This is a genomic window from Nocardia sp. NPDC005746, from assembly GCF_040630785.1.
Classification (GTDB): Bacteria; Actinomycetota; Actinomycetes; order Mycobacteriales; family Mycobacteriaceae; genus Nocardia.
The window spans coordinates 59,617-84,831 of sequence record NZ_JBEXYE010000008.1 but is presented as its reverse complement, the minus strand read 5'-3'; the positions used below and the strand labels follow the sequence as shown (position 1 = coordinate 84,831).

Here is a 25,215-nt window from a genome sequence, read left to right as displayed (position 1 = left end):
ACCGCATCCCGGCCGGCGAGCCAGTAAGCCCGGCCGCTTCGAGCACTAGTTGGATCACGCGCGGATTCGCCGCGCATTCGTCGAAAAACCCAGGGCGATGCGATAACTCGCGGCCTGGTGCGCTCTCGTCAGCCGAGCGCACTCAGGTCTATTTCGTGATGCCCCGAAACCGTTGGTCGACATAGCAATTCGCCATGACAAGGGAGGCTCTGGTGCAGGGTACGGACTCGAGTGGTCTCGGACCGAGTGAAGTTCCGACGTCGACTGAATTGTCTGCGCCGTTCCCGCTCGGACCCGCGCAGATCGGGCTGTGGTACGCCCAGCTGCTGGCTCCCGAAGTGCCCCTCAACCTGGTCCAGTACGTCGACATCGAGGGTGACTTCGACGTCGACCTGCTGCTGCGCGTCGTCGAGGACGGCGTCCCGATCTGGCGCTCCTCCCAGCTGCGTTTCACCGAGATCGACGGACAGCCCCACCAGTACATCGACCCGACCGCGGGGCACAACACCGAGCTGATGGACCTGCGCTCGGAAGCCGATCCCATCGCCGCCGCGCACGAGTGGATGCAGGTCCAGATCCTCGAGCCGATCGACCTGCTCACCGGCAAGCTGTTCTCGCCCACCCTGATCCGGGTCGCCGACCAGCGCTGGTTCTGGTTCTTCGTCGGTCACCACATCGTGGGCGACGGCTACGCCGCCCTGAACACCATGCAGTGGACGGCCCGTCGCTACACCGCGCTGCAGAGCGGCCTGGAGCCGGAGACGGTGAAGGTCGGCACGCTGCGCGAGCTGGTCGAATCCGAACTGGCCTACCGCGAGAGCAGCCGCTTCCGCACCGACCGCGCCTACTGGCAGGAGCGCACCGCGGGCCTGGACGGCACCATGTCGCTCAAGGGCCGCACCGCCCCGCCGCGCTCGGACAACCTGCGCCGCGGCGTGGTGCTGCCGGAGGACCTGGTCCGCCGCATGGAAGAGTGTGGCGCGCAGCATGATTCGGGTCTGGCGGGCGTGATCATCGCCGCCTTCGCAGCCTACCTGGCCAAGCTGACCGGCCAGGACGAGGCCGTGCTGAGCCTGCCGGTCACCGCCCGCACCACCGCGGTCATGCGCCGCTCGACCGGCATGCTGTCCAACATCGTGCCGCTGCGGATGGCGGCCGGGCCGGACACCTCCTGGCTGGAGCTGCTCACCGCGGCTCGCCTGGAGATCTCCGGCGCGCTGCGCCACCAGCGCTACCGGCACGAGGACATCCGCCGGGACGCGGCCGAACTGCAGGGCGCTCCGGCCTCGCGGGCGCTGTACGGCCCGATGGTCAACATCATGCTGTTCCACCCGCAGCTGGACTTCGGCGATATCCAGGGCCGGCTGAACCTGCTGTCCACCAGCCCGGTCGAGGACATGAGCCTCAACGCCTTCTACGGCGAGAACGACCGGGTGCGCCTGGACCTCGAGGTGAACCCGAACCTGTACACGGCCGACGAGATCGACCGCCACATCGAGCGTTTCGTGGCGTTCGTCGAGCGGCTGGTGGAGCTGGACCCGGCGGCCCCGCTGTCCGCGGTCGAGGTCATCACCGAGCGGGAGCGCGAGGTGGTGCTGCGCGAGTGGAACGACACCGCGTTCACCGTGGACCCCGAGGCGACCCTGGTGTCGATGTTCGAGGCGCAGGCCGCCCGGACGCCGCAGTCGCTCGCGGTGCGTTTCGGCGGGACCCCCGCCTGCGATCTCACCTACGCCGAGTTCGCCGGACGGGTGAATCGGCTTGCCCGTTACCTGATCTCGCGCGGCATCGGCCCGGAGTCGCTGGTCGCGCTGCACCTGCGCCGTTCGCCGGAGCTGCTGGTCGCGGTGTACGCGGTGCAGGCCGCCGGTGGCGCCTACGTGCCGCTGGACCCCGATCACCCGGCCGACCGGATCGCGCACATCCTGGACACCGCCGCGCCCGCGCTGGTGCTGACCACCGCCGCGGACCGTCCCGCCACCGACGCCGCCGTGCTGGACATCGCCGAGCTGACCGAGGCCGCGCTGGCCGAGTTCTCGGCCGACACGGTGACCGATGTGGACCGGCTGTCCCCGTTGCGTCCGGCGAACACCGCCTACGTCATCTTCACCTCGGGTTCCACCGGCCGCCCCAAGGGCGTGGCGGTGAGCCACCGCTCCATCGTCAACCGCATGGTCTGGATGCGTGAGACCTTCGCGCTGTCCGCCTCGGACGTGATGCTGCAGAAGACGCCGATGACCTTCGACGTCTCGGTGCCGGAGCTGTTCTTCGCGCTGCAGATCGGCGCGACCCTGGTGCTGGCCCAGCCCGACGGCCACCGCGATCCGGCCTACCTGCGCGCGGTGATCGCCGAATTCGGCGTCACGGTGGTGCATTTCGTGCCGTCGATGATGGATCCGTTCGTGGCCGAGCTGGAGGCCGCCGCGGCCGCGGGTGAACCGCCGCTGCGGATCCGGCAGCTGTTCGCCTCGGGCGAGGCGCTGCCGGGCCCCATCGCGCAGCGGCTGCGCGCCCTGACCGGCGCCCCGCTCCACAATCTCTATGGCCCCACCGAAGCTGCGGTCGAGGTCACCTCGCACGAGGTGACCGCCGCGGATACCACCGCCGTGCCGATCGGCGCGCCGGTGTTCAATACCCGGCTGTACGTGCTCGACGCACGCCTGCGGCCGGTCCCCATGGGGACTCCGGGTGAGCTGTATCTGTCGGGGGTTCAGCTCGCCCGGGGCTACATGGCGCGTCCGGGTCTGACGGCGGAGCGGTTCGTCGCCGACCCGTTCGCGGCCCCGGGTGAACTCATGTACCGCACCGGTGATCTGGTCTGCTGGACCGAGCTGGGTGAGATCGAGTACCTGGGGCGCACCGACTTCCAGGTGAAGGTGCGTGGCCTGCGCATCGAGCTGGGCGAGATCGAGACCGTGCTCGGCGATGTCGAGGGCGTGTCCCGCGCGGTGGTGATCGTGCGCGACGACCAGCTGGTCGCCTACGCGGTCGCGACCGACGAGGTGGACGCGATCAAGCTCAAGGCCGCGGCCGCGCGGGCGCTGCCCGCCTACATGGTGCCGAGCGCGTTCGTGCTGCTGGAGGCGTTGCCGGTCAACGCTTCCGGCAAGCTGGACCGGGCCGCGCTGCCGGATCCGGTCCGGGTCGCGGTGGTGCACGAGGCGCCGGTGACGGTGACCGAGCGGGCTGTCGCCGCCATGTTCGCCGAGGTGCTGGGCACCGACCAGGTCGGCCGCACCGACGACTTCTTCGCCCTGGGCGGCAACAGCCTGATCGCCACCCAGGTGGCGTCGCGGCTGAACGCCGAGCTGGGCTGCCACCTCACGGTGCGCGAGATGTTCTCCGCCACCGGCGTGGCCGAGCTGGCCGCCGTGATCGACGCCCAGTTCGTGGACGCCGACGCCGAGTCCGGCAGCGCGGTCGCCCTGGTGCGCCGCGACCGGCCGGAGGCGCTGCCGCTGTCCCCGGCGCAGCAGCGCATCTGGTTCCTGAACCGTTTCGACACCGCGAGCGCCGGCTACAACATGCCGTTCGTGGTGCGCCTGCGCGGCGAGGCCGATCCGGAGGTCATGCGGGCCGCGCTGGCCGACGTGCTGGGCCGCCACGAGGTGCTGCGCACCGTGTTCCCCACCACCACGGCGGGTTTCGCGCAGCAGCAGGTGCTGCCGGTGGCGGTGGCGACCGAGCCGGTGGCGCAGGAGTCCTGTGACGCCGACGAACTGGACGCCCGCCTGCGGGCCTTCGCCGCCCAGGGTTTCGACCTGGAGCGCGAGATCCCGTTCCGTGCACGACTGTTCACCGTTACCGGCGCCGTCGCCTCCGATTGCGGACTGGGCGGTCCGGTACTGGTCGACGCCGCGGACCTCGACGTCCCCGAGTACGCGGTCGCCATCGTGCTGCACCACATCGCCGCCGACGGCCTCTCGCTGCCCATCCTGGCTCGCGACCTGATCACCGCCTACCTGGCCCGCACCGGCGGCCAGGCGCCCGCCTGGGAGCCGCTCGCGGTGCAGTACGCCGATTACACGCTGTGGCAGCGGGATCGGCTCGGCGCGGCCGACGACCCGGAGTCGCTGCTCTCCCGGCAGCTGGACTTCTGGCGCGGCACCCTGTCGGGCGTGCCGGACGTGCTCGAGCTCCCGGCCGACCGTCCCCGTCCCGCCATCGCCACCGGCCGCGGCGGCAAGCTCGACATCGAGCTCACCGCGGAGTTGCACGCCGCCATTTCGGAAACGGCTCGGGCCGAGGGCATCTCGACCTTCATGCTGATGCACACCGCGCTGGCGGTGCTGCTGTCCCGCCTTTCCGGCGAATCGGACATCGTCATCGGCACCCCGGTCGGCGGCCGCGGCGCGCGCGAACTCGACGACCTGATCGGCATGTTCGTCAACACGCTGCCGCTGCGCACCGAGATCGACGGCGAGCTCAGCTTCCGCGACCTCGCACACCGGGTCCGCGACATCGATCTTGCCGCGTTCGCGCACGCCGACGTCCCCTTCGAACAGCTCGTCGAGACCCTGAATCCGGTGCGCTCGGCGGCCCGGCATCCGCTGTTCCAGGTGGCCCTGTCGTTCACCGCCGCCGGAGACATCAGCCTCGAACTGCCCGGATTGCTTGCCACGACGAGTACCCTGGACACCGAGGTGACCAAATTCGACCTGTCGGTCGCGGTCACCGAAAGCTTCGCCGGTGCCGGTCCCGGGGAAGGTCCGGCACCGGCGGGGATCCACGCGGAGTTCGAATTCGCGGTGGATCTCTACGATCCCGCCACCATCGAGGTCTTCGCGCGCCGCTATGTGCGCCTGCTCGAGGCGATCACCATCGATCCCGCCGTGGTCGTGAACGCGCTGCCGCTGCTGTCCGAGGCCGAATACGCCGATCTGACAACCCGTTCCGGCGGAGCCGTGGACGCGGTCCGCCTGCTGCCGGAGATCATGGCCGCGGCCGTGGTGTCGGCCCCGGACCGGATCGCCCTGATCGAGCGCGATGTCCAGTTCACCTACACCGAACTGGACGCCCTCTCGAATCGCTTGGCGCGCCTGCTGATCGAGCGCGGCCTGGGCCCGGAGCAGCTGGTGGCCGTGAGCCTGCCGCGGTCGATCGAGTACATCGTCGCCGTGTGGGCCATCGCCAAGACCGGCGCCGCCTGGGTGCCGGTGGACCCCGCCTTCCCGGCCGACCGCATCGAGTACATCGTGCGCGACGCGGGCGCGGTGCTCGGCCTGACCGTGGCGCCGGTGCGCGACGCGCTGCCGGACACGCTGCCCTGGCTGCTGCTCGACGACGCCGAATTCACCAGCGCCCGCACGGCCTTCCCGGCCGATCCGATCACCGACGCCGACCGGGTGCGGCCGCTGCGCGCCGCCAATGTCGTGTACTCCATCTACACCTCCGGTTCGACCGGTCTGCCCAAGGGCGTCGTGGTCACCCACTCGGGTCTGGCGGGTCTGTCCGAGGCGCAGTACGAGCGCTTCAGCGGTTCCGCCGAGGCGCGGGTGCTGCACGTGACCAGCTCCTCGTTCGACGTCTCGGTCGGCGAGCTGCTGCTGGCCCTGCGGTCGGCCGCCACCCTGGTGGTCGCCCCGACCGGCGCGCACATCGGCGACGAGCTGGCGGAAGTCATTCGGGCGCACGGGGTCACCCACGTCTTCATGACGCCCTCGGGCGCGAGCACCATCGATCCGGCCGACGTCCCCACCCTGCGCCACGTCGCGGTCGGCGGCGAGGCGCTGTCGCCGGAGATGGTGCGGCGCTGGGCCGAGGCCGGGCGCGACATGATCAACGCCTACGGCCCCACCGAGGCCACCGTGGTCGTGAACATCACCGGCGCGCTGGCGGCGGGCGAGACCGTCACCATCGGCCACCTGGTGCCGGGTGCGCGCGAGTGGATCCTGGATCAGCGGCTGCGGCCGGTGCCGGTCGGCGCGATCGGCGAGCTGTACCTGGGCGGCCTGCCGGTCACCCGCGGCTACCGCAATCGCGCGGAGCTCACCGTGAGCCGGTTCGTGGCCTGCCCGTGGGCGCCCGGTGAACGCATGTACCGCACCGGCGACCTGGTGCGCTGGACCGCCGACGGCCAGGTGGAGTACCTGGGCCGCAACGACTCCCAGGTGAAGCTGCGCGGCTTCCGCATCGAACTCGGCGAGATCGAGGCCGCGCTGGCGGCGCTGCCGCAGGTGCGCCGGGCCGTGGTGGTCCTGCACCACGACGCGGTGCGCGGCGACCAGCTGGTGGCCTACCTGGTGGCGGCCGCCGGCGGCGTGGACGTGGCCGAGATCAAGACCGCGCTGGCGGATCGCCTGACGGCGTACATGATTCCGTCGGCCTTCATGGTGCTCGACGCCATGCCGATGACCGTCAACGGCAAGCTCGACTACCGCGCGCTGCCCGCCCCGGTCTTCGCGGCCCGCGAATTCCGCGCCCCCGCGACGCCGATCGAACTGCTGGTGGCCGAGGTCTTCGCCGAGGTGCTGGGCCTCGCGCCCGCCGCCGACGTCACTCCGGCGGACGCGGCCCTCACCGCGGCCGTGGCCGTCGCCGACTCCGCGCTGGGCTCGAATGCTCCGGTGGCGCACCTGGATTCGGTCGTCGAGGCCGACGCGCCCGCCGCCGGTGTCGGCGCGGACGACGACTTCTTCGAGCTCGGCGGCAACTCGCTGATCGCCACCCAGGTGGTGGCCCGCCTCGGCGCGGCCCTGGACACCACGGTCCCGGTGCGCCTGCTGTTCGAGGCGTCCAGCGTCGCCGAGCTGGCGTCCCGGCTGGCCGACCTGGCCGGTACCGGCGGCCGCGCGCCGCTGGTGGCGGGGGAGCGGCCCGAGGTGGTGCCGCTGTCCTACGCGCAGCAGCGCATGTGGTTCCTGAACCGCTTCGACAACAGCTCGATCGCCGACAACCTGGTCGCGGCCATCCGCCTGGACGGCCCGCTGGACGCCGACGCGCTGGCCGCCGCGGTCACCGATGTGGTCGCGCGGCACGAGACGCTGCGCACCGTGTACCCGGCCGTGGACGGCGTGGGCCGTCAGCTGGTGCTGCCGGTCGAGCAGTCCGGTGTCGCACTGGTTTCGGAGCAGGTGCGTGCCGAGGATCTGGAGAACCGGATCTTCGAGCTCGCGGTGCTGCCGTTCGCCGTGGACGAGCAGGCTCCGGCCCGGCTCACCCTGCTGGGGGTGGCGCCCGAGACCCACGTGCTGGTGCTCGCCGTGCACCACATCGCCGCCGACGGCTGGTCCATCGCGCCGCTGACCCGGGATCTCATGCTGGCCTACGCGTCCCGCACCACGGGCGCGGCCCCGGCGTGGACGCCGCTGCCGGTCCAGTACGCCGACTACACGCTGTGGCAGCGTGACCTGCTGGGCGCCGAGGACGACCCGGAATCCCTGCTGGCGGACCAGGTTCGCTTCTGGCGCGCCGAATTGTCCGGGCAGCCCGACACTCTGGAGCTGCCCGGCGACCGGCCGCGACCGGCCGTGGCGACCCGCCACGGCGCGCAGTACCGCTTCGCCATCTCCGCCGAGCGGCACGCCCGCCTGCGCGAGCTGGCCGAGGCCGATCGCGCCACCCTGTTCATGGCGCTGCACGCGGCCTACGCCACGCTGCTGGCGAAACTGTCCGGCACCGCGGACATCTCGATCGGGTCGGTGGTCGCCGGCCGCGGCGAGCAGGCGCTCGACGATCTGGTCGGCATGTTCGTCAACACCCTGGTGCTGCGCACCGAGGTGGCCCCGGACCGTTCGTTCCGGGAGCTGCTGGCCCAGGTGCGTGAGACCGATCTGCGCGCCTTCGCGCACGCGGACGTCCCGTTCGAGCGCCTGGTCGAGGTGCTCAGTCCGATGCGCTCGCAGGCCCGCCACCCGTTGTTCCAGGTGGCCCTGGATCTGCAGAACACCACGCAGACCAGCCTCGAGCTGAACGGCCTGACCGCTTCGCGGGTCGAGCTGGACCCGGGCATCGCCAAGTTCGATCTGCAGCTGTCGCTGGTCGAGGATCGTGCGGCGGGCAGGCTGGACGCCGTGTTCACCTACGCCACCGACATTTTCGACGAGGCCACCGTCGCGGCCTTCGCCCGTCGCCTGGACGTGGTGCTGGACGCGGTCACCGCCACCCCGGACCGCCCGGTCGGCGATATCGACCTGCTCACCGACGCCGAGCGCGCCCAGGTGCTGACCGGCTGGAACGACACCGCCCACGACATCCGCTCGGCGCTGCCGGTCGGCGCGTGGGGCGAGACCACCCCCGCGACCCTGGTCGCCCTGTTCGAGTCGCGGGCTCTGACCTGCCCGAACGCCCCGGCCGTCGAATTCGGGCACGCCGATACCTCCCAACCGGCTACAACTCTGTCCTACGGCGAGTTCTCCGGCCGCGTGCACCGCCTGGCCCGCAAGCTGGTCGAGTGCGGCGTCGGCCCGGAATCCCGGGTGGCGCTGGCGATCCGCCGCTCCCACGATCTGCTGGTCGGCATGTACGCGATCCTGGCCGCCGGCGGCGCGTACGTCCCCGTCGACCCGGATCAGCCCGAGCAGCGCACCGGCTACGTGCTGGACGCGGCGGGCCCGGTGCTCGTGCTGACCACCGACCGCGACGGTTTCACCACCACCCGCGACATCCCGGTGCTGGCCGTCGACACCGTCGACCTGGCCGGGTACGCCGCGACCCCGCTGACCGACGCCGATCGTCTCGCGCCGCTGCGGGAGTCGAACGCCTGCTACGTCATCTTCACTTCCGGTTCCACCGGCCGCCCCAAGGGTGTCGCGGTCTCGCACGCCGCCGTGGTGAACCGCCTGGTGTGGGGTCAGGACCGCTACCGGCTGACCGCCGACGACGTGGTGCTGCAGAAGACCCCCTTCACCTTCGACGTGTCGGTGTGGGAGTTCTTCTGGCCCTTGCAGATCGGCGCCAAGCTGGTGGTGGCCGCCCCCGACGGCCACCGCGACCCGAAGTACCTGGCCGAGTTGATCATTCGCGCGGGCATCACCCACGCGCACTTCGTGCCGTCCATGATGGCGGTCTTCGTGACCGAGCCGGCCGCCGCCCACTGCACCGGCCTGCGCCAGGTGTTCGCCTCCGGTGAGGGCCTGCCCGTCGGCACCGCCGCCCGCATGCGCGAGCTGACCGGCGCGCGCGTGCACAACCTGTACGGCCCCACCGAGGCCGCGGTCGAGGTCACCCACCACGAGGTCGCCGACACCGATGTCGCGTTCGTGCCCATGGGCCGTCCGGTCTGGAACACCCAGACCTATGTGCTGGACGGCCGCCTGAACCCGGTCGCGCCCGGCGTCGCCGGTGAGCTGTACCTCGCGGGCGATCAGCTGGCCCGCGGCTACCTGGGCCGTCCGGATCTGTCCGCGGATCGCTTCGTGGCCAACCCCTTCGGCAACGGCGCGCGCATGTACCGCACCGGTGACCTGGTCACCTGGACCGCCGAGGGCGAGCTGATCTACCTGGGCCGCACCGACTTCCAGGTGAAGCTGCGCGGCCTGCGCATCGAACTGGGTGAGATCGAGGCCGCGCTGCTGGCGCAGCCGGGCGTCAACCAGGCGGTCGTGCTGGTGCGCTCGGACGAACGCGCGGGCGATCAGCTCGCGGGCTACCTGCAGCGCGAGCCCGGCCACGCCATCGACCTGGACGCGGTCAAGGCGGCGCTGGGCGGCCTGCTGCCCGCGTACATGGTTCCGGCCGCGTTCGTGGTGCTGGACGCCTTCCCGGTCAATGCCTCCGGCAAGCTGGATCGCGCCGCGCTGCCCGCCCCGGTCTTCGAGACCGCGGCCTACCGCGCGCCCGAGACCGTGGCCGAGGACGTGGTGGCCGGGGTCTTCGCGGACCTGCTCGGCGTCGACCGGATCGGCGCGAACGACGACTTCTTCGCGCTCGGCGGCAGCTCGCTGCTGGCCGCCCGCGTGGTGGCCCGGGTCGGCGCGGCGCTGGACGCCGAACTGTCGGTGCGCGACCTGTTCGACGCCCCGAGCGTCGCCGGGCTGGCCGCGGTCGCCGAATCCCGTTCGGGCAGCGGCACGCTGGTGCCGCTGACCGCGCGCCCGCGCCCGGCGCTGGTGCCGCTGTCGGACGCGCAGCGCCGCATGTGGTTCCTCAACCGCTACCACGCCGGCGCGACCGGGGTCGGCCCCGGCGCGGCGGCGGACAACATCCCCATGGTGCTGCGGGTGACCGGCCCGCTGGCCGCGGCCGCGCTGCACGCCGCACTGCGGGATGTGGTGGCGCGCCACGAGACCCTGCGCACCGTCTACCCCGACGGCCCGGACGGTCCCGTGCAGCGGGTGCTGGCCGAGGGCGATGCCCGGCTGGTCACCGCGCCGATCACCGCGGACGAACTGACCGCCCGGGTGGCCGAGGTCGTCGCCCGCCCGTTCGACCTGACCGTCGAAACCCCGGTGCGCGCGGCCGTTTTCAGCCTGTCGCCGACCGATCACGTGCTGGTGCTGGTGGTCCACCACATCAGCTCGGACGGTTTCTCGATGGGCCCGCTGGCCGCGGACTTCATGACCGCGTACCAGGCCCACCGCGCCGGTGTGGCGCCCGCCTGGGCCCCGCTGCCGGTGCAGTACGCCGACTACACCCTGTGGCAGGCCGAGCGCCGGGGTGACGAGACCGATCCGGCCTCGCTCGCGCACCGGCAGCTGGCGTTCTGGAAGCAGCGCCTGTCCGGGCTGCCCGAACAGCTGGAGCTGCCCGTGGACCGCCCGCGTCCGGCGGTGGCGTCGCTGCGCGGCGGCACCCACCGCATGCGCGTGGACGCCGAATTGCACGGCGGCCTGGTGGATCTGGCGCGCGCCCACGACACCACCCTGTTCAGCACCGTGCACGCGGCGCTGGCCGTGTTGCTGGCCCGGATCTCGGGCAGCACCGACATCGCGATCGGCACCCCGGTCGCGGGCCGCGGCGAGCAGCAGCTCGACGCCCTGGTCGGCATGTTCGTCAACACCCTGGTGCTGCGCAGCGAGATCGACCCGCGCGCCGGCTTCGACACCGTGCTGAACGCGGTGCGCGCCGACGACATCGCGGCCCTCTCGCACGCCGAGGTGCCCTTCGAGCGCCTGGTCGAGGTGCTGTCCCCGGCCCGCTCGCAGGCCCGTCACCCGCTGTTCCAGGTGGCGCTGACGTTCCACAATTACGCGCTGCCCGCGGTGGAGCTGCCGGAGCTGACCGTGCGCCCGGAGGCTCTGGACGCCGGGGTGTCGAAGTTCGATCTCCAGTTCACCGTGCTCGAGCAGCACGGCCCGGACGGCCGCCCGAACGGCATGGACATCGAGATCAGCTACGCCAGTGAGCTGTTCGACGCCGACACCATCGCCGCCCTGGCCGGTCGCTTCGACCGGGTGCTGGCGTCGGTGGCCACCGACGACACCGTGGTGGTCGGCGACATCCCGCTGCTGACCATCGAGGAGAGCGCTCGCGTCCTCCACGAGTGGGCCGGCACCGGACCCGATATCGCCGAATTCACCACGCTGGCGGACCGTTTCGCGACCGCGGCGGCCATCGACCCGGCCGCCCCGGCGGTGCGTTCCGGCGACGTCACGCTCAGCTACGCCGAGCTCGACGCGCGCTCCAACCGCCTGGCCCGCTGCCTGATCGCGGCCGGTGTCGGCCCGGAATCCCTGGTGGCCGTGGCCCTGCCGCGCACCGAGGAGCTGGCGGTGGCGCTGCTGGCCGTGGTCAAGGCGGGCGGCGGCTACCTGCCGATCGACCCCAACTACCCGGCCGACCGCATCGAGTACGTGATCGACGACGCCCGCCCGGTGTGCGCGATCAGCAGCGGCGCGGCCCAGCTGCCCGCCGGCTGGTTCGGCGGCCCGGTGGTCTGCCTCGACACCATCGACCTGGACGGTTACGACGCCGCCCCGGTCACCGACCGCGACCGGCGCGCCCCGCTGCGCCCGGCCGACATCGCCTACGTCATCTACACCTCGGGCTCCACCGGCCGCCCCAAGGGCGTGGTGATCCCGCACCGCAATGTGATCCGGCTGTTCGACAATGCCCAGGGCCATTACGGTTTCGGGCCCGCCGACGTGTGGACCATGTTCCACTCCTACGCCTTCGACTTCTCGGTGTGGGAGCTGTGGGGCGCGCTGCTGTACGGCGGCAGCGTGGTGGTGGTCGACTATTTCACCTCGCGGTCGCCGCAGCAGTTCCGGGAACTGCTGTCCACCGCGGGCGTGACCGTGCTGAACCAGACCCCGTCGGCGTTCTACCAGCTGATCACCGCCGACGCCGAGAGCGACTCCGAGCTCGCGCTGCGTTATGTGATCTTCGGCGGTGAAGCGCTGGAGCCGCAGCGGCTCTCGGGCTGGTTCGCCCGGCACCCGCAGGGCCCGGCCCTGATCAATATGTACGGCATCACCGAGACCACGGTGCACGTGTCCTACCGCCCGATCACCCCGGACACCGGTGCGGCCAGCGTGATCGGCGGCGCGCTGCCGGGTCTGACCGTGCGCGTGCTGGATTCGCGGCTGCGTCCGGTCCCGGTCGGCGTCCCCGGCGAGATCTACGTCTCCGGCGGTCAGCTGGCGCGCGGCTACCTCGAGCGCCCGGCGCTCACCTCCGGCCGCTTCGTGGCCGACCCGTACGGCGCACCCGGCGAATCCGCCTACCGCACCGGCGATCTGGCGCGCTGGACCCCCACCGGCGATCTGGAGTACCTGGGCCGCATCGACCAGCAGGTGAACCTGCACGGCTTCCGCGTGGAGCTGGGCGAGATCGAGGCGGCGCTGCTGCTGGATTCGCGGGTCCGTGAGGCCGCGGTCATCGTGCGCCACGACGAGGCGGCGGATGTCTCCCGCATCATCGGCTACGTGGTGCCGGCGGCGGGCTCGGTGGTGTCCACCACCGAGCTGCGCACCGCCGTCGCCCGCGAACTGCCCGAGCACATGGTTCCGGCGGCCCTGGTGGTCGTGGACCGGATCCCGTTGACCGTCAACGGCAAACTGGACCGCGCGGCGCTGCCCGCACCGGTCTTCGAGGGCACCGAGTACCGCCAGCCCGCCACCGTGGCCGAGGAACTCATCGCCAACGTGTACGCGGACCTGCTGGGCATCGAGCGGGTCGGCGCGGACGACGACTTCTTCGCGCTGGGCGGCAGCTCGCTGCTCGCGGCCAAGGCGGTCGCCCGCATCGGCGCGCTGTTCGACACCACCGTCGGCGTGCGCGCGCTGTTCGAGGCCCCGACCGTGACCGCGCTGGCCGCGCGGGTGCAGGCCGAGGCCGACGGCCCGAAGCGCCCGGTGCTGGCCGCGGGCGCCCGTCCCGAGCACCTGCCGCTCTCGCCCGCCCAGCAGCGCATGTGGTTCCTGAACCGCTTCGACCGCTCGTCGACGGCCTACAACATCCCGGTGGCGCTGCGCCTGACCGGCGAACTGGACGCCCCGGCGCTGGAGGCCGCGTTCGCGGCGGTGATCGAACGCCACGAGACCCTGCGCACCGTCTACCCGGAGCTGGCCGCGGGCCCCGCGCAGGTGATCCTGCCGGCCGCGGACGTGGTCGCGGAGCTCAAGCCGGTCGACCTCACTGAGGCCGAACTGGTCGGCAAGGTCACCGAATTCGCCATGACCACCTTCGACGTGACGGTGGACGTGCCGGTGCGGGTGCTGCTGCTGCGCATCGTGGACGCGGACGGCGTGCCGACCGGTGACCACGTGCTCGCCGGTGTGCTGCACCACATCTCGGCCGACGGCTCCTCGGTGGTGCCGTTCGTGCGCGACCTGATGATCGCCTACAACGCCTGCCTGGCCGGCGCCAAGCCGTCCTGGACGCCGCTGGTCGTGCAGTACGCCGACTACGCGCTGTGGCAGCGCGCGCTGCTGGGCTCGGAGAACGATCCGGAGTCGGTGGCCGCGGGCCAGCTCGCCTACTGGCGCGAGACCCTGGCCGGGCTGCCCGACCAGCTGGACCTGCCCGCCGACCACCCGCGTCCGGCGCGACAGAGCCTGCGCGGCAGCTACATCCGGCTCCCGCTGGACGCCGAGCTGCACGCCGGCCTGACCGAACTGGGCCGCCGCCACGGCGCGACGCTGTTCATGGTGGTGCACGCGGCCTGGGCCGCCCTGCTGTCGCGGCTGTCGGGCACCTCCGACATCGCGGTCGGCACTCCGATCGCGGGCCGCGGCGACGCCGCCCTCGACGACGTGATCGGCATGTTCGTCAACACCCTGGTGCTGCGCACCGGAACCGATGGCGCCGAGCCGTTCACCGATCTGCTGGCCCGGGTCCGCACGGGCGACATCGCCGCCTTCGGCAATGCCGACGTGCCGTTCGAGCGACTGGTCGAGGTGCTCAACCCGGCCCGGTCCACCGCCCGGCACCCGCTGGTCCAGGTGGGCCTGTCCTTCCAGAACCATGAGCGTGCCAACCTCGAGCTGCCCGGCCTGACCGTGTCGGAGGTCGAATTCGACACCCACGTCGCGCAATTCGATCTGCACCTGTTCGCGGTGGACCACTACGCCGAGTCCGGCGCGCCCGCCGGACTGGAGCTGACCCTCGGCTACGCCCACGACCTGTTCACCGAGGCCACCGCGCAGCGCTTCACCGCCGCGCTGGCCCGGGTGCTGGAAACCGTGGTGGCGCAGCCGGAGACGGCCATCGGCGATGTCGACCTGCTGGGCGCGGGCCTGCGTCAGCGCATCCTGCACGACTGGAACGCCACCGCGCGCCAGCTGACCCCGGCCACCCTGGCCGACCTGGTGGACGAGCAGGCGGCCGCCGCCCCCGGCGCGGTCGCGCTGCTGGACGACGCCGGAACCTCGCTCACCTACGGCGAATTCGACGCCCGGGTGAACCGCCTGGCGCGTCGCCTGATCGCCGCGGGCGTCGGACCCGAGACCGGTGTGGTGCTGGCCATGCGCCGCGGTATCGACCTGGTGGTCGCCATGTACGCGGTGGTGAAGGCGGGCGGCGCGTACGTGCCGATCGACCCCGACCACCCGGCCGATCGCATCGCCTACATCGTCGAGACCGCCGCTCCCGCAGTGGTTCTCACCACCTCGGCCGACGGCGTGCCGTTCCCCACCGAGGTGCCGGTGTTCGAGGTGGACCGGCTCGACCTGTCCGCGCTGTCCGCCGCCCCGGTCACCGACGCCGAGCGGGTGCGCCCGCTGCGCGAACAGCACCCGGCGTATGTCATCTTCACCTCCGGCTCGACCGGCCTGCCCAAGGGCGTCGCGGTGCCGCACGCGGCCATCGTCAACCAGTTGCGCTGGCTGCGGGCCACCTTCGAGCTGGGCGCGGGCGACCGCGCGCTGCTGAAGACCCCCGCCACCTTCGACCTGTCGGTGTGGGAGTTCTGGTCCACCCTGACCACCGGCGGCAGCCTGCTGGTCTCGGCCGCGGGCGAGGAGCGCGATCCGGACCGCCTGCGCGCCCTGATCGAGGGCCACGGCGTCACCGTCCTGCACCCGGTGCCCTCCCTGCTGGGCATGCTGCTGGCCGGCGGCCCGCTGCCCGGGTCGGTGCGCGCGGTGCTGGCCATCGGCGAGGCGCTGCCCGCCGCCACGGCCGCCGAGTTCCTGGACCACCACGCTGGGAACGACTCCGGCGCAGTGCTGTTCAACCTGTACGGTCCGACCGAGGCGGCCGTCTCGATCACCGCCTTCGAGGTGACCGAGCGCCACCGGCAGGCCGTGCCGATCGGCTCGCCGGCCTGGAACAGCCGCGTGTACGTGCTCGACGCCCGGCTCTCCCCGGTCCCGGTCGGCGTGCCCGGCGAGCTGTACCTGTCGGGTGCGCAGCTGGCCCGCGGCTACTTCGGCCGCCCGGCCCTGACCGCCGACCGCTTCGTGGCCGACCCGTTCGCGGGTGGCCGCATGTACCGCACCGGCGATATCGTCCGCTGGCGCGAGGACGGGGCGCTCGAGTACATCGATCGCGCCGACTTCCAGGTCAAGATCGGCGGTTTCCGGATCGAGCTCGGCGAGGTGGAGACCGCGCTGCGCCGCCAGCCCGGCGTCACCGCCGCGGTCGCCGTCGCCCGCACCGCGGGTGACGCGGGGTCGCGCCTGGTCGCCTACGCCGCGGTGCCCGGCACCGCCGCCGAGAGCCGCGACGAGGTGTCGGCCGCGCTGCGCGCCGCCCTGGGCGCCGAGCTGCCGAAGTACATGGTCCCGGTCGCGCTGATGGTCCTGGACGCCCTGCCGCTGAACGCCAACGGCAAGGTGGACCGGGCCCAGCTGCCGGAGCCGGTCTTCGCGGTGGCCGCCTACCGCGAGCCGACCACGGCCGTCGAGCAGGCGGTCGCGGCGGGCTTCGCCGAGGTGATCGGCGCGGCCGAGGACATCCTCATCGGCCTGGACACCGACTTCTTCGCCCTCGGCGGCAACTCGCTGATGGCGACCCGCCTGGCCGCCCGGCTCGGCGCGGATCTCGGTGTGCGGGTGCCGGTCTCGGCCCTGTTCGAGGCGCCGACCGTGGACGGCCTGGCGACCTGGATCGCCACCGCCGACCACGCCGACGCGCTGCCGCCGCTGGTGCGCCGCACCGACCCGGGCCCGGCCCCGCTGTCGCTGGCGCAGCAGCGGATGTGGGTGCTCAACCGCCTGCACCCGGAGTCGGGCGCCTACAACGTGCCGACCGCCATCCGGCTCTCCGGACACCTCGACCGGGCCGCGCTGACGGCGGCCCTGCGGGATGTGCTGGAGCGCCACGAGATCCTGCGCACCCGCTACCCCGAGGTGGACGGCGAGGCCGTGCAGGTGGTGCTCGAGGTCGGCGAGCTCGACGGCGAGCTGACCCCGGTTCCGGTGTCGGAGACCAACCTTCAGGCCACGCTCGTCGAGGTGGCCGCGGCGGGCTTCGATGTGACCGTGGCCCCGCCGGTGCGGGTCGTGCTGTTCGAACTGGCTCCGGACGAGCACGTCCTCATGGTGGTGCTGCACCACATCAGCGCCGACGGCTACTCGGTGCTGCCCATGACCCGGGACCTGGTGCTGGCGTACACCTCCCGTACGTCCGGCGCCGCTCCCGCCTGGACCCCGCTCGAGGTCCAGTACGGCGATTTCGCCGCCTGGCAGCGCACTGTGCTCGGCTCCGACGCCGATCCGCAGAGCCTGCTCTCGCGCCAGCTGGCCTTCTGGGTGGACGAACTGTCCTCCGCCCCGGACCAGTTGGAGCTGCCCACCGACCGGCCCCGGCCGGCCCGGCGGGAAATGCTGGGCAAGACGATCGATTTCGCGGTGGACTCCGACACCGTCGAACGACTGTCGGCCCTGGCCCGCGCGCACGGCGCCACCCTGTTCGGGGTCGTGCACGCAGCTTTCACCGTGTTGCTGGCCAAACTGTCCGGCCAGCGCGACATCTCGATCGGCGTTCCCGTCGCCGGTCGCGGTGAGCGGGCACTGGACGACCTGATCGGCATGTTCGTCAACACCGTGGTGCTGCGCACCGAGGTGGACGGCAAGCTGACCTTCACCGACCTGCTGAAGCGGGTGCGCGATCGCGATCTGGCCGCGTTCGACCACGGTGACGTCCCGTTCGAGCGGGTGGTGGAGGCCGTGCTGGCCGCCGCCGGCCGAGGCCGTTCGGCCTCGGTGAACCCGTTGTTCCAGGTGGCTTTCGCCTTCCAGAACATGGCGCCGGTGTCGGTCGAACTGCCCGGGCTGACCGTGGCGGCGCTCGAGCCCGAGCTGATCGAGGCCAAGTTCGACCTCCAGCTCACCGGCATCGAGCAGCACGACGCGGCCGGGAAGGTCACCGGTCTGGACATGCGATTCGGGTACGCGACCGACATTTTCGAGGCCGACTCCGTGCGTCTGCTGGCTCAGCGCCTGCGGTCGGTCCTCGACACCGTCGTCGCGAATCCGGACGTGTCGTTGCGCGCCATCGACATCCGGACCGAGGCGGAGCGCAACCGCCGCCCCGGCACCGGTGCGCCGAAGGCCGAAGCGGTCGCGCCGCAGCAGAATTCCTCCACCTCTGCCGCGGCCGACCTACCCACCCTGATCGCCGCCGCCGCGGCCGCCGCTCCCGCAGCGGTCGCCGTCACGCACGGCGAGCACACGGTGACGTACCGGGATCTCGCCGAGAAGATCGCCGTCACCGCCCGCGCCATGGGCGCCGCCGCGAAACCGGAGGCGCTGGTCAACGTGGCACTCGCCGGGCTGGTGCCCGGCATTCTGGCCGCCCTCGGCGCGGCCGGACTCCGTCAGGTCCTGAGCACGCTCACCGCGGACGCGCAGGCCCTGGTCCTCAGCACGGAAAGCACGTCGGAAGGAAGCCTCTGATGCACTACGCAGAGTCGATCGCCACCAACCGGACCGGACGGGTCACGGCCTTGCGCCGGGCCTACGGTGTGGGCGACCTACCATGTCTGATCGCCGTCGTGGCCGAGCTGGACGCCGACCGCGTCGCGCTGCGCTACGCGGGCGACACCGTCGCCTACGGTGTCCTGGCCGCCGAGATCGCCATGCTGAGCGAGGCCATGGGCGGCGCGCTCGAGCCCGAGGCGCTGATCCAGGTGGTGGTCTCCGGCCAGCTGCCCGGCCTCATGGACGGCGAGGCGGGCGGCCTGACCGCGGCGCTCGAGGCCCTGGTCGACGACGCCGTGCTCGCGGCCTCCGATGTCCTGGACCCCAAGCTGGCCCCGGTCGAGACGCTCAGCACCCAGTTCCGCGCGCAGGTCCAGCGCACGCCGGACGCCATCGCCATGGACTACGACGGCGAGACCCTCACCTACGCCGAATTCGCCACCCGCGTCACCGTTCTCGCGCGCCACCTGCGCACCCTGGGCGTCGGCCCGGACGTGCTGGTGGGCCTGGCGGTGCGCCGCTCCTTCGAACTGCTGGTCGGCATGTTCGCCATCCTGGAGGCGGGCGGCGCGTACGTGCCGATCGATCCGGACCACCCGGCCGAGCGCACCTCCTACGTGCTCGAGGTGGCCAAGCCCGCGGTGGTGCTCACCACCACCGCCGACCACCCGCCCTTCGAGATCGCCGCCCCGGTGCTGCGCATCGACGAATTCGAGGACAACGCACGGGAACTGGGCATCAACGGCGACCGGCTGCTGTCTCCGGCCGACGACCCGGAGCTGCCCCAGCCGGGCCCGGACAACCTGGCCTACGTCATCTTCACCTCCGGCTCCACCGGCCGCCCCAAGGGCGTGGCCATTCCGCACCGCGCGGTGATCGCCTTCCTGCGCTGGCAGCAGCGGCAGTTCCGGCTCACCGACCAGGACGCCCTGCTGTTCAAGACCTCCACCACGTTCGACGCCTCGGTGTGGGAGATCTTCTGGCCCTTGACCACCGGCGCCCGGATCGCGATGACCCGGCCCGACGGCCACCTGGACCCGGCCTACCTGGTGCACGTGATCCGCGAATCCCGGGTCACCACCGCGTTCTTCGTGACCTCCATGCTGGCCGCGCTGGTGGGCGAGGTGATGCGCAGCGGCGAGGAGATGCCCGACTCGCTGCGCTACCTGCTCACCGGTGGCGAGACCGTCCCCGTCGGAACCGCCGCTGACTTCCGCAGCGTCAGTGGCGCGACCCTCTTCGACGTGTACGGCCCGACCGAGTCCACCGTGCTGGCCACCTCGCACGAGGTCACCGCCGCCGACGTCGACTCCATCCCGATCGGCAGCCCCGGCGACGACGTGGAAGTGCTGGTCCTGGACGGGGATCTGCGTCCGGTGCCGGTCGGCGTGGTCGGCGAGCTCTACATCGCCGGCCCGCAGCTGGCCCGCGGCTACGCCGGTCGCTCCGGCCTGACCGCCGAGCGCTTCGTGGCCAACCCGGAGGGCCCCTCCGGCGACCGCATGTACCGCACCGGCGACCTGGTGCGCTGGGTGTCCAACCCCGACAACGGCCCCGACGAGCTGGAGTACGTGGGCCGCAGCGACTTCCAGGTGAAGATGCGCGGCCTGCGCATCGAGCTGGGCGAGGTCGAGACCGCGCTGCGCCGCGACGCCGCCGTCGCGCAGGCGGCCGTGCTCATGCACACCCGCGCCAACGGCGAGCAGAACCTGGTCGGCTACGTGGTGGCCGCCGACGGTCACGAGATCGACAGCGCGGCCGTGCTTTCCACCGTGCGCACGCACGTGCCCGAGTACATGGTGCCGTCGTTGCTGGTGCCGATGGCGCAGCTGCCGCTGAACGTGAACGGCAAGGTGGACCGCCGCGCGCTGCCCGAACCGGACTTCGCCGACGCCGTCACCGCCTACCGCGCGCCGGAGACCGCCGCCGAGGAGGCGGTCGCGGCCATCTTCGCCGACCTGCTCGACCTCGAGGTGGTCGGCGCGGACGACGACTTCTTCGCCATCGGCGGCAACTCGCTGATCGCCACCCGCGCCATCGCCCGCATCCGCGAGACCCTCGGCGTCACCGTGGACGTGCGCGACTTCTTCGAGCGGCCGACGGTGTCCGCGCTAGCCGCGCTGGGCGACAACGCCGGACCGGCCCGGCCGCCGCTGACCGCGGGCCCGCGCCCGGACCACATCCCGCTCTCGCCCGCCCAGCAGCGCATGTGGTTCCTCAACCACTACGCGCGCAGCGAATACGATCCGGCCGCCGACGAATTCGATCCGGCCGCGGTGGACAACATGCCGTTCGCGCTGCGGCTGCGCGGCGACCTCGACACCGCGGCGCTGGCGGCCGCGTTCGCCGACGTGGTGGAGCGGCACGAGTCGCTGCGCACCTACTACCCGGCCGCCGAGCAGGGCCCGGCCCAGATGGTGCTGCCCGCCGCCGCGGTCGACCTGACCCCGCGCGACGTGCCCGAGGACCAGCTGGTCGGCACCGTACTCGGTTTGGCCGCACAGGGTTTCGACGTCACCGCCGAGGTGCCGCTGCGCGCCCGGCTGCTGCGCTCGGGCCCCGGCGACCACACCCTGGTCGTGGTAGCCCACCACATCGCCGCCGATGGCGCCTCCATCGGCCCGCTGGTGCGCGACCTGGTGATGGCCTATGTGGCCCGCCAGGCCGGGCAGCGCCCGCAGTTCGCGCCGCTGGCCGTGCAGTACGCCGACTACGCGTTGTGGCAGCGCGCCTGGATGGGCGACGAGTCCGATCCGGATTCGGTGTCCGCCCGCCAGATCGCCTTCTGGGCCGACGAACTCGCCGATCTGCCCGCCCAGCTGGACCTGCCCGCCGACCGCCCCCGGCCCGCCGCCTCCAGCGGCCGCGGCGCGACCTTCGAGACCGTGCTCGACGCCGACCTGCGGGCCGCGGTGGACAAGCTGGCCGCCGCGCACCGCGCCACCCCGTTCATGGTGCTGCACGCGGCGCTGGCCGCCGTGCTGGCCCGGCTGTCCAACACCACCGACATCGCCATCGGCACCCCGGTGGCCGGGCGCGGCGATCAGGCCCTCGACGACCTGGTCGGCATGTTCGTCAACACCCTGGTGCTGCGCACCGAGGTGCGCGGCGCGGACTCCTTCGGCGATCTCATCGCCCATGTGCGCGACCGGGATCTGCGCGCCTTCGCCCACCGCGACGTGCCGTTCGAGCGCCTGGTCGAGGTGCTCAACCCGCCGCGCGCCCGTAACCGCCACCCGCTGTTCCAGGTGGCCCTGTTCATGCAGAACCTGGGCGAGCTGACCGCCGGGCTGCCCGGCCTCACGGCCGAGGAACTGGACTTCGATCCGGGCATCGCCAAGTTCGACCTGCAGCTCACCGTGAACACCGCCGGTGACGGCTACCGGGTCGAATACACCTACGCCACCGACCTTTTCGACGACCACACGGTGCGCGAGCTGGCCGCCAAGTTCAGCCGGCTGCTGGCCGCCGCCACCGCGGACGCCATGGTCGCCGTCGGCGATATCGAACTGCTCGACGCCGGGGAGTACGACTACGTCACCTCCAGCTGGAACGCCACCGGCTCGCGCGTCCCGGATCTGTTCCTGCACCAGGGTTTCGACGCGCAGGTCGCGCGCAGCCCGAAGGCCCGCGCCCTGGTCTTCGGCGACACCGAACTGACCTACACCGAGTTCTCCGAGCGGGCCAACCGCCTGGCGCGGCACCTCATCGCCGCCGGCGTCGGCCCGGAATCACTGGTCGTGCTGGCCATGGCGCGCTCGGTGGAACTGGTCGTGGCCATGTACGCCGTGCTGCGCGCGGGCGGCGCCTACGTGCCGGTCGATCCCGCGCACCCGGCCGAGCGGATCGGCCACATCCTGGCCACCGCGGGCCCGCACTCGGTGCTCACCACCCGCCGTGACGGTTTCACGCTGCCCGAGACCATCGATGTGCCCCTGCACCACCTCGACGAGCTGAGCCTCGAGGACTACTCCGCCGCCAAGATCGGCGACAAGGAGCGGCACGGGGTCCTGCACCCCGACCACCCCGCCTACGTGCTGTTCACCTCCGGCTCCACCGGCAAGCCCAAGGGTGTCGCGGTCACCCACCGCGCCATCGCCAACCAGCTGGCCTGGATGCAGGCCGAGTACGGCGTCCGCGCGCAGGATGTCTACCTGCAGAAGACCGCCACCACCTTCGACGTCTCGCTGTGGGGCTACTTCCTGCCGCTGCGCGCCGGCGCGACCCTGGTGGTCGCCACCCCCGACGGCCACCGCGACCCCCGCTACATCGCGGAAACCATTGCCCGGCACCAGGTCACGCTGACCGATTTCGTGCCGTCCATGCTGTCGGTGTTCGCCGCGCACGCCGAGGCGGGCGAACTCGACTCGCTGCGCGACATCTTCGTCATCGGCGAGGCGCTGCCGCCCGAGACCGTGACCGCCTTCTGGGCGGTCAGCGATGCCGGTGTGCACAACCTGTACGGCCCCACCGAGGCCGCGGTGTCCATCACCTTCCGGGAGGCGCACCGCTCCGACACCCTCGCCGTCCCGATCGGCGAGCCGGAGTGGAACTCCCAGGTGTTCGTGCTGGATTCGCGCCTGCACCCGGTCGCCATCGGCGTGCCCGGCGAGCTGTACCTGGCCGGCACCCAGCTGGCCCGCGGCTACCACAGCCGCTTCGACCTCACCTCGGATCGCTTCGTGGCCAACCCCTTCGGGCGGCCGGGCGAGCGCATGTACCGCACCGGCGACCTGGTGAAGTGGACCGAGGACGGCGAGCTGGTCTACCTCGAGCGCCTCGACTTCCAGATCAAGTTCCGCGGCCAGCGCATCGAACTGGCCGAGATCGAGAGCGCCCTGCTGCTGGCCCCCGAGGTGGCCCAGGCCGCGGTGCGCCTGGTCGGCGCCGACTCCGGCGATTTCCTGGCCGGTTACGTGGTGCCCGCCCCGGGCGTCGAGCTGGACCCGGAGACCCTGCGCGAGGGCCTGACCCGGGTGCTGCCGCCCTACATGGTGCCCACCGCCCTGATGGCGCTGCCCGAACTGCCGCTCAACTCCAGCGGCAAGCTGGACCGCAAGGCGCTGCCCGTTCCGGAACTGCGCGCCAAGGCTTTCCGCGAGCCTGTCGACCCGGCCCAGCGCCTGGTGGCGGCGGTGTTCGCCGAGGTGCTGACGGTCGAGCGCGTCGGCCTCGACGACGATTTCTTCGCCCTGGGCGGCAGCTCTCTGGACGCCGCCCGGGTCACCTCCCGAATCGGCGCCGAGCTCGGCTCCCGGGTGGCGGTGCGCCTGCTGTTCGAGTTCTCCACCGTCGAGGGCCTGGCCGCCGCGCTGGTCGCCGCCAACCCCGATGCCGCCCGGCCGGCGCTGGCCGCGCGCCCGCGCCGAGCGCAGGGAGGTGGAGCGGAGCGCATTCCGCTCTCGCCCGCCCAGCAGCGTCTGTGGTTCCTCAACCGCATCGAGGCCGAGGACGGCGAGCACAGCGTCTACAACCTGCCGATCGTGCTGCGCCTGCGCGGCAACCTGGACATCGCCGCCCTCGAGCAGGCCACCTTGGACGTGCTGGCCCGCCACGAGTCGCTGCGCACCAGCTACCCGGACTCGGAAGCCGGTCCGTACCAGCACATCCTGGATATCGACGACATCGGCCTGAGCCTGAGCCCGGTGCCCGTCAGCGCGGCCGAGATGGCCGGGGCGATCACCGCCTTCGCGTCCGCCGGTTTCGACGTCACCACCGAACTGCCGTCGCGCATCGGTCTTTTCATCGTCGATGAGCACAGCGTGATCGCCGACGAGGCCGCGCGGGACACCGAGTACGTGCTGGCCGTGGTCGTGCACCACATCGCCGCCGACGCGCTGTCGCTGCAGCCGCTCATCGGCGACCTGATGCGCGCCTACCTGGCCCGGACCGCGGGGCAGGAGCCCGGCTTCGAACCGCTGGCCGTGCAGTACGCCGACTACGCCCTGTGGCAGCACGAACTGCTCGGCGACGCCGCCGAACCCGGCACCGTCGCCCACCAGCAGATCGAGTTCTGGCGCGAGACCCTGGCGGGCCTGCCGCCGCAGCTGAGCCTCCCGGCCGACCGCCCCCGCCCCGCTGTCGCCACCAATGCCGGTGCCGCCGTGCCGTTCTCGGTCGACGAGACCGTCGCCGCCGGACTGCGCGAGCTGGCCCGCGCCCACGGCGTCACCCTGTTCATGGTCGTGCACGCCGCCTTCGCGGCCCTGCTGGCCCGCACCTCCGGCACCGCCGACATCCCGGTCGCCTCCCCGATCGGTGGCCGTGGCGAACGCGAACTCGACGCCCTGATCGGCATGTTCGTCAACACCCTGGTGCTGCGCACCCAGGTCGAGGCCGACCGGCCCTTCACCGATCTGCTGGGCACGGTGCGCACCGCCGACCTGGCCGCCTTCGGCCACGCCGAGCTGCCCTTCGAGCGCATCGTGGACGCGCTGGCCGTGGACCGCACCACCGGCGCGCCGCCGCTGGCCCAGGTCATGCTGTCGTTCAACGACGCCCGCATGAGCGGCGGCGCCGGCACCTTCGAACTGCCCGAACTGGCCGTCACCCCGGTCGAGATCGACGACCCCACCGTCAAATTCGACCTGCACCTGGTGGTCGGCGAACTCGGCGACGAGGCCGGGCTGACCGGCAACCTGCGCTACGCCACCGAGATGTTCGACGCCGCCACCGCGGCCTCGCTCACCGAGCAGTTCGGCCGCCTGCTGGCCGCCGTGGCCGCCGACGCCTCCATCCTGGTCGGCGACATCGACCTGCTCGGCGACGCCGAGCGGGAACTCGTCGTGCGGGGCTGGAACGCCACCGCCTTCGACGTGGACGCCGCGCTGGGCCTGACCCCGGCCGCCGCCGCGGACGCCAAGACGCTGATCTCGTTGTTCGAGGAGCAGGTCGCGCGCACCCCCGACAGCGTCGCGCTCACCTTCGAGGGGACGAGTCTGTCCTACGCCGAGTTCGCGAGCCGGGTCCG

2 protein-coding genes (1 of these 2 only partly in view) are annotated in these 25,215 nt (G+C 72.2%); both read left to right on the top strand.

What is annotated here, in order from left to right; genetic code table 11:
- The first annotated feature begins 269 nt into the window (after positions 1-269).
- Entirely contained in the window at positions 270-18,221 is a 17,952-nt protein-coding gene (locus tag ABZ412_RS16985; protein ID WP_357281710.1) for a non-ribosomal peptide synthase/polyketide synthase, read from the top strand.
- Positions 18,221-25,215, top strand: partial view of a non-ribosomal peptide synthase/polyketide synthase gene (locus ABZ412_RS16980; protein WP_357281708.1) — the start only. It continues 12,082 nt past the right edge of the window; only the first 6,995 of its 19,077 coding nucleotides appear in the window; the start codon lies at positions 18,221-18,223; its stop codon lies beyond the right edge, outside the window. The genes ABZ412_RS16985 and ABZ412_RS16980 overlap by 1 nt, the downstream gene beginning before the upstream one ends.